Below are 13658 nucleotides of genomic sequence, written 5' to 3' on the forward strand. Positions count from 1 at the left end.
CATTATTGCTTAACAGGTATTATGGTGTTTAGTTTCGTTTTAAGTTCAATATTTTGTAGTTTGTTGCTTTCTTCTTTTACAGAAGCTAACCACTTTTGATACTCATCTGGTGGCATTTCTTGATGCCCTAAATTATCAACCATTTGATATTGGGCTATCATATTTTTATACAATTGAATTGCCCTTGGGTGTTGTTTTATTTCATCAAAGTTTTCTTTACCAATACCTAACCTGTCTAAAGCATATTTGACTTTGATAGTGGCATAATTAGATTTTATCAGATATGCTTGAACATTGTAAGGGTTGAGTTCCAAAGCCTGTGTGATCATTTCATTAACAAACTCATCATACCCATATTTACGAATATACCCCAAAGCCAAATTCATATAAAGATGGGATTGTAGTTGTTGATCATAGAGGGGATGCATATATACTTTATTTTGGAGAGCTTCGGCTTTTACATATCCTGATTGAAGTATAAAGGCATCTGTAGTTAACATTCCATTGGTAAGTTCAACATTGTACCATTTCCACTTTTCATCGTCTTGAAATTTTATATAAGAGTGATTAGGTGAAAGGGCTAAGTTAGCTTCTGCTCCAATTTCTTCTGCCAATATTAAATATAACTGCGGTAATGAATTACATTGCCCTTTACCTGTTTTTAGTAACTTTTTTACAAACATCTTGCTCCAATCATCCTTACCCATATAGTCTTCAAAGTCATAAGTTAAGGGGAGGTGTTTAAGATTTTTAGATTTTATCTGGAGAGTATCCGAGAAAAATTGAAAAAGCAAGAAATTCTTTGCTAAGTTGCTTTTTGAATCATACCCTAATTCGTCCATTTTTTCTCTCAAAAAATCTCCTGTTTGTTTGATAGTATTTTCAAACTCATCATAGTTCTCTGTTTCCTCATAGAATGCGTTTTCAATTGCAAATATTGCTTTCTTTACAGAGAAGACATCGCTAGACATATTGCGAAGCTTCCCAAACGCTTTACGATAATAATTAGCTCCCGCTTTATCTCCATAAGAAGGTAGACTATAACTTTCAGGAAAAGAATGTAAAGCATCGTCAATTAATCCCTGCGCTTGCTTTTCTCTCATTTGTTGCTCTTGTTGATTTCTTTCAACTTCTGCAATTAAAAGTTGATTTCTCACATTTTGATTTGTAGTATTCAATGGAGAGATAGAAGGGCTACCAAAGTTATTCTTAGAATAATTAGTAAACTGGCTTGCATTTGGTGTTTTTGGCATCAAATCAGGAAGTACTTGAGCATTCAATAAGGGGAATACTCCAAGTAATAACATGGAGACTATTTTATTCAATTTAATATTGGTTTTAAGTTTCACAAACATAGCTTTATAATCATTAGTAACCTAAAAGTTTAGAGGGGTGTTTTCCCTTATATTGCTGACTTTTCGATAAGTAGATTGATATTGTCGATAAAGAACTCATACGTTTCATTTTGGCCATTTGTTAATTACGAATTGGATATATCTTTTATAAATCATTTAACATTCTATTTTATGTAAGTATTCAAGAATTTGAAAGCGTTTTGTTTTGGGATTTCGTTTCCTTAATTTATTTCTTTTTAGAAATTCGAATACAGGAATTTCCATACTTGTATTCTTGAAAGATTTAATTACATTTTTCTTTGTAAACTTTTTTGGGTTACTGCAATAAGCAGTTTTGTAATAATAATTATTTTGGAAAGCAGATAAGAAGTTTACTGGATGGGATGTAATAAATATTCTAAGGTTAAAAGTGTAATCAGTTAAAAGGTAAAAAGAACCATCAAAAGGGATGTCGTGAGGATTATCCCACGAATATAATATAGCATCAATTATTTTGGGTTCTGGATCTTCAACTATATTAAATAATCTTTCGGTTTTGTAGAGTATGTCAAAAATCTCAATTTTAGGCAAGCCTATGAGTTGTTTTGCCACTTTCTGTATTACCTTTCTTTCTTTTACGTTATTCATCAGTTTGTAAATGTTATTATCTGATTTTATGATTCTTTTCCTATTCACTATTAAGGAGAAGAATGTATTTTATACCGAAACTAATTCCTTATAAATTGGATCTTTACGAATCATTCTCTTAAGGTCATTTTTTGAGTTACATTTCTTTTTTCTGGCGTAACCTTCTGTATATCCAGTTATTTTTGAAATTTCCTTTGTACTCTTACCTTCCATAGAGAGAAGTATTAATTCTTTTTTTGCATCGCCCAATTTTAATACGTACTTTTTGTATATATCTGATAACAAATCTTTTTCTATGTTCGGTTGATCAGAAAAATAAGCTTCATCAATTTTGTATTCCAAAAGAATGTTATCATATATTATTTTGTTTCTTTTTCTTAAGTGATTTTTCCATAGATTTTTACAAATTCCAAAGAAATAGGCTTCCAAAGAATCATTAAAATGTAACAGATTCAGAATTGATTTTTGATATATAATAATCATTGCATCTTGGAAGATATCCCTTACATCTTCTTCATTACCATAGTGAGCTCTAATATATCTACTTGCAAAAGAAAGGTTCTCTTGATAAAAAGAATTGATGATGAATGGATCTCCTGCAATGATTCCTTCTATTATTTGATTGTCTCTTTGACTTTTCATAATATTTAGCTAGGTTGTGTTTTTGTTTATAGATATTCTTCTGGATTCTTTGATGACCTTGAAAAATCCGTTTTAATTCTTTTCTCTTAGTAAAGAACTATTCCCTAGTAATCCTTCTTTTTCTATTGCGGTGAGCTTGGAAAACTCATCTTTTGAGATTATTCTATATCCATTTGGACATAGTTTCTTAAATCGTTTATAAACTAGTGTCCCTTTTTTCTTCTCAATAATCTCTGTGCTAATTTTTAATTCTTTTATAATATCTTCAGAATTGTTTTCTTGAAACATTAAACTTGTAGCGATCTGTACGGCTTTTTCTTTATTTGGGTGAATACCAAAAATTCGATCACCAGAATAGGTAGTTGCATTAAATCGAAAAAATTCAGTAAACTCATTTGAAGATTGTTTTTGAGCTGTCTGTGATTGAATAGAGATGGTTGTGAAAAGTAAAAATGATAAAATTGTTAGTGTCGTTTTAGTATTCATTTCGATTTATGATTTAATTAGTTTTTAATTGTTCTGTGTTGAGTTTACAAAGACATCAAGATGTTTGCCTAAAACTATGGGGCTGCATAGAAAACACTTGGCATAAAATTCAAAATGTTTGGAATTTTTACTGTCTTTAATTTTATAGCAAACACTCGATATCTTTGTTCTACACAAACTCAAAACCCACTCTTAACTTTTAATTTATTGAAGCTTCTCATTGATCTTATATTTCTATAAAAGCTCAATGAGATTATTTTCTGGAAAGCACTTTTTTCAGCTTCGATAAAAAGTACATTTGATGCTTTGAAAATTCCTAATGATAGTAACTCTTTATGTAGTTGATCCGCTAACCTTTTAGAGATTTCTAATGGGGTTTTCATATCAACTATAGTGTCAATTGTTTTTAGAATAGGTGATTTTTCTATTTTACTCAACTTTTCATAAACTTCATTTGCATTTGACATATAGACTTAAGTTAAATTGCGATATTAGATTTCATAACAAGCGGAAGGCCAACCACAGAGCTTTTACATATTGATAGCTTGATTATTTTTATATAGTTTTTCTGAATAGAACCCAAACCTAAAGTAGATTACACTTTCTTCGTATACGAAGTTCTGACTGCTGATGTCATATTCAACAGGAGCGTTGAAATCTCTCATAATGCTTAGAATGCGATATAGTTTAGTTTTTGAGATTCCTAACTTCGAAGCCAGTTCATTTGGTGTTCCAGTAGCTTGTAAACGAATAAGTTGATCTATTCGATTTATCATTTCAACTTTTTTAATGAATGCGCTCATAATTATTTAGATAATTGGTTTAGACAATCTTTATAATTGGTTCATAAATAATTAGGCTGTATTCAAATGTTCACAATTGATATTGGTTGTTCGTCTACTAAAATTGTTTGATGATACTTTAGTCAAACTTTTTTAGTATTTGAATTCAAGGAAACGAAAGATGATAGTGTGTATTTCATTTTAAGGTTTTTTAGAGTTGATAATTAAATTCAACTATTCGTTTAAGTTAGAAGATATAAGGGTGCTAATTCACTCGTTAGGGGGTGTACTTTGAAAACTGTTAATACAGATGGGTAGGGACTTCATTAAATGACAGAAATTGGGAGTGTCACAATAAAGTTTCAATAGTACGCATTTAGCAAAAAGCACCCTAAATATCTTCTTGGTTGGGGTAACTAACCCACAAACTCAACTTAACTATGACGGTAATAATGTTTCATTTAGTCGCATTTTAGGGTGTAAGTAATTTTTAAATTTTAATAAAAACGATGATTCATTATCATCAGAATCGAACTTTTTTCTTGATTTATTTGTTGTTTTGTCTTTCCATAAATTTGTTTCGAAATTGTGTTTTATTATTTCGGTCACTAACTCTATTATTCCTGAATGAGTGCGTAATTTGGATTCCACTAAAGCATCAATACTATTTTGAATTGATGCCTTCTGCTTCTGATTGAGATTAGAATAGATAGATAGGGATTTTAACTCCTTCATTATCCTTTGATGATTCCTTATAGATGCATACTCTTCATGGGGTGAAGAATTATAAGTTGAATTGACCACAAATAGTATTCGTCTTTTGTGAATTGTTTTTATAGCTTCTTCTATTGATTTCCCTTCGTAGAATAGATTTGTAGACCATTCGTAAATTATACTTTCATACTTTTCACCATTAATCAAATTTTGCATAAAATCATCGACATTCATTTTGATTGAATCAATGATTAATGAAATGAATTTGTTTTTATCAAGTTCAGAATTTTTCATAATCTTTTCTTTTTTTGGGGATTATTACTGATTTTTTTTAAGCCTAAGTTGATGAGCCTTTAGCTAATCTTTAGCAGAGATCTTTTAAAAATTCTTCAAGCGCTTTAATAATAGAATTGTCTAATTTTCGATTATACTTTACAAATTTTTGTATTGTCCCTCTTTGAATATCAACTTTCCGTTCCAATGCTGTGACGTTTAATATGTCAGCATATGTGATAAGCCAATTCTCTATTTTTTTCCTTCCTTTTGGTCTCAAAATTTTTATTCATTTTTAATTTTGTGTGGATATTTCCACAGATTATTTTATTAGTTTTTCTATAAGTACGGATATACTTTATATCTTTGTTTAACACACTCAAATATAATAAAATTATAGCTTATTAATAAGCAAAAACTTTATTTTTTTAAGCTAAAACCCTATAAATGAAGAAAAAAATTAAAGAAATAATGGATTACTATGGTTTGAATCAGAAAGAATTTGCTGAAAAGATCAAAGTTGTCCCTCAAACGATAAGTGATATCTTAAAAGACAAAAGGAATGCGGGCGATAAAGTTACGCAAGGAATACTTGAAGCTTTTGATGAAATTAATCCACTTTGGCTTCTTAGAGATGTTGGTGAAATGCTTTTAGACGGAGAGAAGATGGCAGAGCTAAATAGAAAGAAAATTGACAAAGAACTTCATTTTGAAAGCTTAGAGGAATTAGCTCTTTTTTGTTCTAATAATGAGGACGAGCTTATGAGGTATAAAACATTTTCAAACATCATTGATAAACACGCTGCATATCAAGTTTTGAAAATGGTAAAAGGCATGGGAGGTCGTGATTAGGAAGCTACGTTCAGATAAACATTGTTCACAATAAAGATTTTGAATTCTGAAATAGAGCTAAACTTAATCTTCACAACTTGGCTCAGTTCATCAACTATTTGATCAATCTCTTTTTGTTGTCTTTTCAGACATTCTTCAATATCCTTATCTATCTCTTTCCGGACTTTTCTGTTAACAAAGGATAAACCATTAGCATCCTTTTTTAGAATTTTTTTTCCTTCCTCGAACTTCATCATTTTTTGGATAACTTTTCTATTTCTCCTAAATAATCACTAATATATTCTTGACGATCTTGCTTGCTAATGTATTTCCTTTTTATGTCAAAGGTAATAAAGCTTAGTAGATTTTGAGTTTTTATTACTAGGTCTATTTGGGATAAACCGTACATGTATCTTCCAATAAAAAAGGCAACAACAGTCCCAAGCATAGAGAATAATAACAGTAGTAAAATATATGCCCAATCTGGAATATCTGGAGAAGGGTAAAAAACCCAAATCACATAAAACAATCCAGTTATCAAACCAACAATACTAAAGGAGAAAGTCACTTTTCTAAAAAACAGATCTTCCTCTTTAAAAAACAAAAGTAAAAGATACACTCCTAAAGCTGTAGCTACTATTGGCATTCCTAAATGACCGAAAAAAATCTTAATACTTCTGAAACCAAAAACCTTGTCAGCATTTGAAACAGATTTGTATTCTTTCTTCATAGCCTCTGATTCTTTAGTTAAACTAAGAATCAGAGGTATTTGAGTTTTTACTTCAGAAAGTAATTCTTCTTCGGTGATCTTGTTTTCGTTGTATCGAGCGAATAGTTGTTTTAAATTTTTGTCGGATTCTATCCTTGCATCATCGACCTTGATATAAGCCCTTTCGGCTTTTTTTGCGGATTCACTTTTCTTTGGGAAAAAAACTCCTAGAAAAGCTACGACAAACACTCCAATAATTATTACAGAAATCGCAATAATTTTAGCTATTTCAATCAATTTGAAATTTTTACTTTCAGTCTCTTGTTCCGACAGTTTCAGCATCTTCTTTATCAATTGCAGATATATTTAAAGATGAATCATCAATATTTTCTTGTTTAGGTCCAATTTCATTCTCTATGGAATCTGATTCACAACTTGAGAAAGCAAATAATGAAATTAAAACTACTAATACATAATAAACATTTTTCATGACTAAAATTTTTAAGGTTATTCCGCTTAAAGATAAAATTTAGTCTTAGTTTACTATTGTGTTTTGAAAACAATTTAATTCAAATTCAATTATAGCTTATTAAACTTTATTTGAAGGGTAAAATTAACACATATAATCGAAAAAAAATTACGGTTTTACCGCATTTTTTTAAGCAATTGCTTATTGATAAAACAATAGCTTACGGGTTTCCGTAAAATCTTTGTTAGCTCTTAAATGCACTATGGTTGTGCGATTACAAAGAAATGTAAATTTGTGCTGTTTAGCACAAATTGATGAAATTCGAGTGTTTTCTTTGTCAATTTGATAGAATGAAAAACGTCAGAAAAACGGAGTTTTCCCCTAGCGAGAGCTTGTTTTAATTTGTTAAAGATTTATAAATATTTTGTTATTTTTAAACAGCCTTATTTGCTACGATTTATAAATGAAATTGAAATTATGACTAAATGTCATATAAATTTTTAGTTATTCATTTTAAGGAGTCTTGTGTTTTCTTATGAAATTTTTCTTGATGTTCTTTAGCTAACGAAATTCTATTGATCAAATATTGATCTTCATCTATGAAAATATCATTAGTAATTAATTTTGGAGCTATTTTACTCTTATTTATTAAACCTCTTAATTCTTTAGCAAAGGATGGATATGTTAAGTTTTCCATAGCTGTATATACCCGATCAACTACTTCTACTATTAATCTCTGCATTTCTTCATTATTGATCCTGCTTAATTCATTCCAAGATATTTCTCCTTTAGGAGTGATTATTTTTACATCTGAATAATCCCTACTTTTAGAGTATGGAGATACTCCTCTATGTAAATCTTCTAAATATGAATTCCTGAAACATTGTAGAGTAATTTATTTTGCTAAGTTTTGAAGGAACTTATTGTGCTTGGGGTCGTTTTTGAGGTAGCTATTATTTATTATTTTTTATTCATTATTAATTTTTACGTTGTTTTTCCGGTTAAATTTTAGCTCATAATTTATGTACATTGGTATTTTAAAGTTTTTTATAAATGAGGTGCGCGGTTTTCGAGCGCGGTTTTGAAGCTATTTTTGGATATTTTTGTTTTTTTAAATTCGTAAAATATTGATAATCAGTTACTTTATAGGTGTGTAATTCGCCCTCATAACCCGAAGGTCACAGGTTCGAGTCCTGTTCCCGCTACTAAACAGGACAAGCCAGTATTTATACTGGCTTTTTCATTTTTAGAAACCCTCAAATCCCTTGTTATTGTTGCGTTTAGAGCAAATAAGAAATTGATTTCATTGGTTAGATATTGCCTGTTTTTTGGATTAATCATTAGACCATTAGGAAAAATCAATTCTTGCAGTTTGGTTTTTATTTCAAAACTTCCTAAAGCCCAGTATTTACTGATATTTTGCGAAAAAACAATAATTGAGTTTACAAAATCGTCAAGGTTAGATATTTTTTTGCTTTGACTTTTGAGATTTACATTTAATTGCAATAACTCTTTATCTATTTGCTCTTTATATGACTTGTATGTATAATCATCAATTATGTCATTCATAAGCTTGTCAACCAATTTTTGGGACTTAGTATTTAAAGCCTTTATACGCTTTTCTATCGTTTCTTTTAGTTCGTATTTATCATTATTATGATTTTTCAATAACAGCTTTATTTGCGCCTTAAATGGCTCTATAAGATGCTTATCTAGTTTAAACGATTCCAACAACTCTATAAACGTATCGTGTACACCTTTTTTTAATGATCTTTTGCTAGAATTTGCGTTTAAAGTGACCCCCTTGCATTTTTGACAAGTGTAATAGTGTAACTTTTTTTTCTTTACCTCGTAGCTAGTTAATTTGTTATTACAAGACATACATTTTAAAAACCCTGTTAGGGGTCTGTCAAAATTTTGTTTGCTTATTTGATAACCTTTATTTCTAGGAGTGTCTAGAATTGCTTGTACTCTTTTAAAGTTTACTATTGATACAATGGGCTTCCAGTTTCCTTTTACGGGCTTATCCAGCAACTTATTTGTAGAGATACCGCAATAGGTAGCTTTACGCCACATCGCACTTAATTTCTGTTTGGATATATTAAGACCATATTTCGCCATTTCCTGCTGAATGATGTGATCCTGTTCGCCATCAGCTTTCATAAGCCATGCTTTTTTTAATAGTTTACCATCTTCGCTGATTTCGATTTGCTGGCGTTCACTTCTTCTACTAAACTCTGTAACCCTTGTACCTTTTAGTGTATATCCTAGAGGGGCTCTGCCTAAATAATTTCCATCTTCCAAAAATGTTTTCATACCGGGCAAAGTATGTTCCATGCGCTCCAAGTTCTCTTTTCTTGCCCTTAACAGTTTTTTTAGTATCTGGTATTCGCCGTCTTGTGTTTCGGTAGAAATTCCAGAATTAACCTCTATGAGATGTACATTGTTTTGGTGTACCAACTCATTAGTAAGTGCTATCGCATTTGCCCCACTTCGTGAAAACCTATTCATTTTGTATATGAGTATGGCAAATGGCTTGTCTTTTGTTTTGGAAACTTCTGTAATTAGCTTTTTAAACTCTTTTCTTGTAAAATCTCCTTTTGCACTTTCGTAAGTAGCCCCAAAATATTTTGTTATCATTAAACCATTTTCATGGGCATATTCTTCTGCAAACTTCTTTTGATATTTCAGGCTTTTATTTACTTCTTGATCTTTACTGGAAACTCTGGTATATACCCAAACATTGTTATTTACAGATGTTTCTTTTTCCGCTTTTACAATAAATTTTTCAAAATAATCTAAACTCATTTTTTACTTTTCATTATGTCTATACCTATTACAGCTAATTTGTATAGTGATTTACTAATTTCTACTGCTGCTTCTTCAGTTAAATCTTCTAACCCTTCATAAGAACGTAGTTCATCAACCGTCAAAACTTCTAATTCATTGTATTGTTCTTGCTTTTCCATCCACTTCTATATTCGTTTCCAAAACGAATATAGAATCGTAAATTCCTGAGAATACAATGCTTGAAAATATTGTCTTCAATCAAGAAGATACAGTCTCCGTAAAGACAAAAACATCATTGTTAAAATCTCAGTTTTTAAGCCAAATGTGTCTTAATTATGAAATTAAAGTCAAAACCAAGAAAATTTTTGACCTTGTCTAATTTGGATAAAATTTGTAGGAAAACAAAGAAACTACCACATTATTTAATTAAACCGATTAAATACAAAGTAGAATTTACGGTTAAACCACGTTTATTTTACGCTATTAATTTATTGCTTGTCAATACCTTATATTACTTCCTTGTCCCTTTTTCCTACAATCTGCTTTTTTAACTCTATTTTTAAAGCAAAAAGTGGGAGAAAAACCCCATTTTTGGTAAAAAAAGCGGGGATTATGTAGTGAAATTGTTAATCAATATCCAATTATTAGCAACACCTTAATACTCGTTAATAATTGTAAACCAATTACTTGAAAAAAAAGTAATACACATTTGAAATCATTAATCCTTTAAAATTTTTATTATGAAAGCAAAATCATTTTTATTGAACATTCTTTTTTTTATTTTGGCATTTACATTTGTCGGATGTGAAGCAGACAATATTGAAGATAATAGTGTTGAAAATGTAAAATCAGATGATGATGTTGATCTTAAGATGATCGACAAAGAAGAAGTAGAAGAACCAGATGATAGGGACAGTTAGAATTTCTATATTGATTATAGGTGCAGTATTTGCCTGTACTGCACCTTTTATACATATATTTTATCCAAAGAAACACCCTGATTTTGTGGTATACGAGAAGCAGCTTGAACAAAATAAGCTCAGTGAAGAATCATATATCCTCAAAGTAGAAACGCTCAAAACCAGCGAGAAATTCATTGGTTTCAGCAATATCAGGAAGTTTTGGTATGCGGCTGGCAAACCCATAGCTATGCTATATTTTGCTATTTTACTAGTATACATCTATCCTTTCATTATTGTAGATAAGTATATCCGATGGATTGTCGGCATCTCAGCATCATTGTTTTTATTTATATCCATTTATTTTATTACGTGGACCCTTTGGCATAGACAGGATTTTCCTAAGCACCTTTACTATTGGGCTATTGGATTGGTTGCCTTAATAGGAACCATTATTTCCGTTCTGATTAACAGGTACAATATCAAGCGCCAAAAAAACCTTCATTCTTGGTTGTATTTTGTGGTTAGAGATATCAAGCAGAAATATATTTCTGCAGAAGATAAAGAGCAGTTTGTACGGGATTATACTGATCAAATTGAAAAACTACGATAATGGCAAAGGATAGGAAAAAGATCGTAAAAAGTAAATTTCGTAAAGGATTGATTCCTGAAGATCTTCTTGATGAGATTAACAATGATATTGAACAATATCTTGAGAAAAAATCGAAAACGAACGAAAAACGTATTCAAGAGATGATCAAAAAACGTCTGGATTTAGGGCTCACTATAAATTTCTCTGAAACTTATATTAAAGAGAAGGTTTCTATGATATATACTTAATCATTATTAGGTTTTTTAATAGATAAGACTTCAATAACCCCATCCTGAACTTTTGTCTGAAGCCATAACCGAAATTTATCAACTTCTAACATTTCATCTTCATTCGCTACTATATAATCTGCTACTTTTACAGGGTCGTATTCTTCTATCCCAAGCGCATCATTTTCGATCATATCTAAATACTCAGGATAAATCTTTTTAAGTGCTTTTTTAAGTTTCAGAGATAGACTATCCTTATTAATGCTATAGTAAATGGTGGACTTAGCAACTTCTAATTCTTTAGCTACTTCATCAATGGAAATACCTTTGTTTTTTGAAATATGTTCGAAAAGAGTCTTAATCTCCATTAAATTATTTGCATATTAAAAAACTTTTTTCGTACTTTGTTCGAAATTAGTTTGAAAAAAGTATTAAAAGTATGATTTTTTGTTCCGATTTCAGAACAAAGACAAATGTATGCAAAATTTTACTAATGAGGAATTGAAAATATTAAGAGGAATACATACTGTTCTTGGTAGAAAATATAGTAAGTCCGGTAAGTATGTATCCTTAATAGCCCAAGGTAAGAGAGAAGCTAATACTGATGTTGCCAAGAACATTCTGAATGATCTGAAAACCATACTGAACATACTTAAACCCAATTCAAATTAATAAACATATTTAACGTAAACACATCGTCATAATTGGTTTAACGTTAGAGAGAATATACCCCACTTATGTTTCTCTATCACAATCAGCCTATATCAATTTATAGTCTGGGAAATGATATGAATATGAATACAACAAAACGAGACATGGTAGAAAAGTGGCTAATAGATAATCAAGCTGTAATTAACGCAGCTGGACTTGATAAACGTCTAGGTTTTCCAAGCGGTACATTGCAGAAATTTCTGAAGTATGACCGCAAGCTTAATAACAAACGTATCATAAAACTTTTCAGTTTTATCGAGCGTATCTGCTTACGATCATTTAGTGAAATGAAAGAAAAACCCAAAAGCCTATGATGAGCAACTTAGAACTAGACAATAGACGTAATAAATTTCTTCTTGCTATTATCAAATCTATTCAAATAGAAATGGATGATTTTATGGCAGGTGTTGCTAATAAAGATTGTTATGAGTCATTAATCTATAAATGGGCTACTCGCTTATTCGAAAAAGGAACAACGACTGATTATGCTATTAGTGTAATCCATAGAGCTAGAAGGTTTGTGTTAATCAACAAAACAGATAACCATTATGAGCCAACTACTGATGTAGCTTTAGATAAAATTCTTACCATGTTAAATGAACACCCTAATTATAATAAATTGGATTCTGAGACAAAACATATTGTTCAAAAGAAAATAATGGAAATGTTTAATCATAATGCTAGAATCGAAGCAATAGAGCAAGTACTTGAGAAGATAAATCCTAACGTATCTGTTGATAAAGCGAAGAACCAAGTATTGTTTATCAAGGTGACAGCTAATAGAATAATGAATGCTATCAGAAAATGGAACCTTACAGAGTATTGGCAAAATAGATCAAAGAAATAATAGTAAAACAAGGATGATAGTTTGTGTTGATAACCCCAACCGGAGATATCGGGTGCTTTTGTATGATTATTTTTTATAGTTAAAAACAAACCCCCATTCACTAAAAGTGCCCGAATATCTTTTAAAAATACAATCACAATAAAACCTAGCGAATATATGCTAACCTACCAGGATGAAATATTACAAAAAGTGCTTAAACAATTTGATGGATTGGCAAAAATTGATGCTTATGATCTCTTACAAAAAGTCGAAATACTGTTGCAAGGGCAAAAATCCCCTATTGAATACCGTTGTGTTATAAAAGAATTGGATAAACAATTCTTTAAAAATGAGATGATTACTATTGGAAAAAGTGGCTATTGTTACTTAATGGATTACTGCCACTTCATCAAGGTTTATGAATTTAGATCTGCATTTTTTCCCTTTACAACAAGAAATAACTTGTATTATACACTGTATCACGATTATAAAATGAAGCGGTTAACAAATAAAAACATCATAGAAACCTTTGAAAACACTCATCTTAGATATGTAATCCATCACTTTCTAAAAGATAATCAGGTGCAAAAGAAAAACTCAAAGACAAACCGACTCTTATTACTGGAGTTATTAGACCAAGTAGATCCAAAAAGATAACTTTTAAAATAAATTGATCTGAAATGAATATGTTATTGAACGAATATACAAGTTACTCATCGAAAAGG

The 13658-nt window shown here is 30.3% G+C and carries 21 protein-coding genes; 7 read left to right on the forward strand and 14 right to left on the reverse strand.

Annotated elements, in window-relative coordinates; translation table 11 throughout:
• Positions 1-2 precede the first annotated feature (2 nt).
• The 7 genes from H526_RS0122760 to H526_RS0122790 all read right to left on the reverse strand — a co-directional run bounded on the left by H526_RS0122760 (position 3) and on the right by H526_RS0122790 (position 4900).
• Positions 3-1325 carry a hypothetical protein gene (locus tag H526_RS0122760; RefSeq protein WP_155839757.1) on the reverse strand — a complete coding sequence of 441 codons (1323 nt, stop codon included), beginning with the start codon at positions 1323-1325 and terminating at the stop codon, positions 3-5.
• Between the two features lie 186 nt (positions 1326-1511).
• Positions 1512-1982 carry a hypothetical protein gene (locus H526_RS0122765; RefSeq protein WP_027395158.1) on the reverse strand — a complete coding sequence of 157 codons (471 nt, stop codon included), beginning with the start codon at positions 1980-1982 and terminating at the stop codon, positions 1512-1514.
• Positions 1983-2051: 69 nt separating this feature from the next.
• The gene (locus H526_RS31200) at positions 2052-2624 is read right to left on the reverse strand and encodes an RNA polymerase sigma factor (RefSeq protein ID WP_027395159.1); all 573 of its coding nucleotides are present in this window, start codon (positions 2622-2624) and stop codon (positions 2052-2054) included.
• A gap of 72 nt (positions 2625-2696) precedes the next feature.
• Positions 2697-3110: a hypothetical protein gene (locus H526_RS0122775; RefSeq protein ID WP_027395160.1), complete on the reverse strand. Its 414-nt coding sequence runs from the start codon at positions 3108-3110 to the stop codon at positions 2697-2699.
• A 179-nt stretch (positions 3111-3289) separates the two neighbouring features.
• Positions 3290-3577, reverse strand: coding sequence for a hypothetical protein (locus H526_RS0122780; RefSeq protein WP_027395161.1), 288 nt, complete (start codon positions 3575-3577; stop codon positions 3290-3292).
• A 63-nt stretch (positions 3578-3640) separates the two neighbouring features.
• A complete protein-coding gene (locus H526_RS29880) occupies positions 3641-3886 on the reverse strand; it encodes a hypothetical protein (protein ID WP_155839758.1) in 246 nt (81 codons plus the stop codon).
• A 444-nt stretch (positions 3887-4330) separates the two neighbouring features.
• A complete protein-coding gene (locus H526_RS0122790) occupies positions 4331-4900 on the reverse strand; it encodes a hypothetical protein (protein WP_027395162.1) in 570 nt (189 codons plus the stop codon).
• A gap of 426 nt (positions 4901-5326) precedes the next feature.
• Between H526_RS0122790 and H526_RS31205 the strand changes: the two genes are divergently transcribed.
• On the forward strand, positions 5327-5731 hold the full coding sequence (locus tag H526_RS31205) for a helix-turn-helix transcriptional regulator (protein ID WP_051336291.1): 405 nt from the start codon (positions 5327-5329) through the stop codon (positions 5729-5731).
• Here H526_RS31205 and H526_RS0122800 read toward each other — a convergent pair.
• From H526_RS0122800 to H526_RS31935, 6 genes are all read right to left on the reverse strand, one after another.
• A complete protein-coding gene (locus H526_RS0122800; RefSeq protein WP_027395163.1) occupies positions 5728-5967 on the reverse strand; it encodes a hypothetical protein in 240 nt (79 codons plus the stop codon). The genes H526_RS31205 and H526_RS0122800 overlap by 4 nt on opposite strands.
• Positions 5964-6716: a hypothetical protein gene (locus H526_RS0122805; RefSeq protein ID WP_035086287.1), complete on the reverse strand. Its 753-nt coding sequence runs from the start codon at positions 6714-6716 to the stop codon at positions 5964-5966. Before H526_RS0122805 ends, H526_RS0122800 begins: the two co-directional genes overlap by 4 nt.
• Positions 6717-6732: 16 nt before the next feature.
• Positions 6733-6909, reverse strand: a complete 177-nt coding sequence (locus tag H526_RS31930; protein WP_155839759.1) for a hypothetical protein — start codon at positions 6907-6909, stop codon at positions 6733-6735.
• Between the two features lie 487 nt (positions 6910-7396).
• Positions 7397-7630 (reverse strand): hypothetical protein, encoded by a 234-nt coding sequence (locus tag H526_RS0122815; RefSeq protein ID WP_027395165.1) that lies wholly within the window; start codon positions 7628-7630, stop codon positions 7397-7399.
• Positions 7631-8052: 422 nt separating this feature from the next.
• The gene (locus H526_RS0122820; RefSeq protein ID WP_025740828.1) at positions 8053-9696 is read right to left on the reverse strand and encodes a recombinase family protein; all 1644 of its coding nucleotides are present in this window, start codon (positions 9694-9696) and stop codon (positions 8053-8055) included.
• Positions 9693-9857 (reverse strand): hypothetical protein, encoded by a 165-nt coding sequence (locus H526_RS31935; RefSeq protein WP_155839760.1) that lies wholly within the window; start codon positions 9855-9857, stop codon positions 9693-9695. Before H526_RS31935 ends, H526_RS0122820 begins: the two co-directional genes overlap by 4 nt.
• A gap of 561 nt (positions 9858-10418) precedes the next feature.
• Here H526_RS31935 and H526_RS0122830 point away from each other — a divergent pair.
• The 3 genes from H526_RS0122830 to H526_RS0122840 are packed head-to-tail and all read left to right on the forward strand — an operon-like array spanning position 10419 to position 11417.
• Positions 10419-10598 carry a hypothetical protein gene (locus H526_RS0122830; protein ID WP_025740827.1) on the forward strand — a complete coding sequence of 60 codons (180 nt, stop codon included), beginning with the start codon at positions 10419-10421 and terminating at the stop codon, positions 10596-10598.
• Positions 10582-11190, forward strand: coding sequence for a hypothetical protein (locus H526_RS0122835; RefSeq protein ID WP_025740825.1), 609 nt, complete (start codon positions 10582-10584; stop codon positions 11188-11190). Before H526_RS0122830 ends, H526_RS0122835 begins: the two co-directional genes overlap by 17 nt.
• A complete protein-coding gene (locus H526_RS0122840) occupies positions 11190-11417 on the forward strand; it encodes a hypothetical protein (RefSeq protein WP_025740823.1) in 228 nt (75 codons plus the stop codon). The genes H526_RS0122835 and H526_RS0122840 overlap by 1 nt, the downstream gene beginning before the upstream one ends.
• Here the strand turns inward: H526_RS0122840 and H526_RS0122845 are convergent.
• Entirely contained in the window at positions 11414-11764 is a 351-nt protein-coding gene (locus tag H526_RS0122845; protein WP_025740822.1) for a hypothetical protein, read from the reverse strand. The genes H526_RS0122840 and H526_RS0122845 overlap by 4 nt on opposite strands.
• A 109-nt stretch (positions 11765-11873) precedes the next feature.
• Here H526_RS0122845 and H526_RS0122850 point away from each other — a divergent pair, with 109 nt between their 5' ends.
• The 3 genes from H526_RS0122850 (at position 11874) to H526_RS0122865 (ending at position 13590) form a co-directional block, all read left to right on the forward strand.
• A complete protein-coding gene (locus H526_RS0122850) occupies positions 11874-12068 on the forward strand; it encodes a hypothetical protein (protein ID WP_025740821.1) in 195 nt (64 codons plus the stop codon).
• 349 nt (positions 12069-12417) lie between these two features.
• The gene (locus tag H526_RS0122860; RefSeq protein WP_025740817.1) at positions 12418-12954 is read left to right on the forward strand and encodes a hypothetical protein; all 537 of its coding nucleotides are present in this window, start codon (positions 12418-12420) and stop codon (positions 12952-12954) included.
• A gap of 156 nt (positions 12955-13110) precedes the next feature.
• Positions 13111-13590, forward strand: coding sequence for a hypothetical protein (locus tag H526_RS0122865; RefSeq protein WP_025740815.1), 480 nt, complete (start codon positions 13111-13113; stop codon positions 13588-13590).
• Positions 13591-13658 lie beyond the last annotated feature (68 nt).

This window comes from Aquimarina latercula DSM 2041, assembly GCF_000430645.1.
GTDB classification, from domain to species: Bacteria; Bacteroidota; Bacteroidia; order Flavobacteriales; family Flavobacteriaceae; genus Aquimarina; species Aquimarina latercula.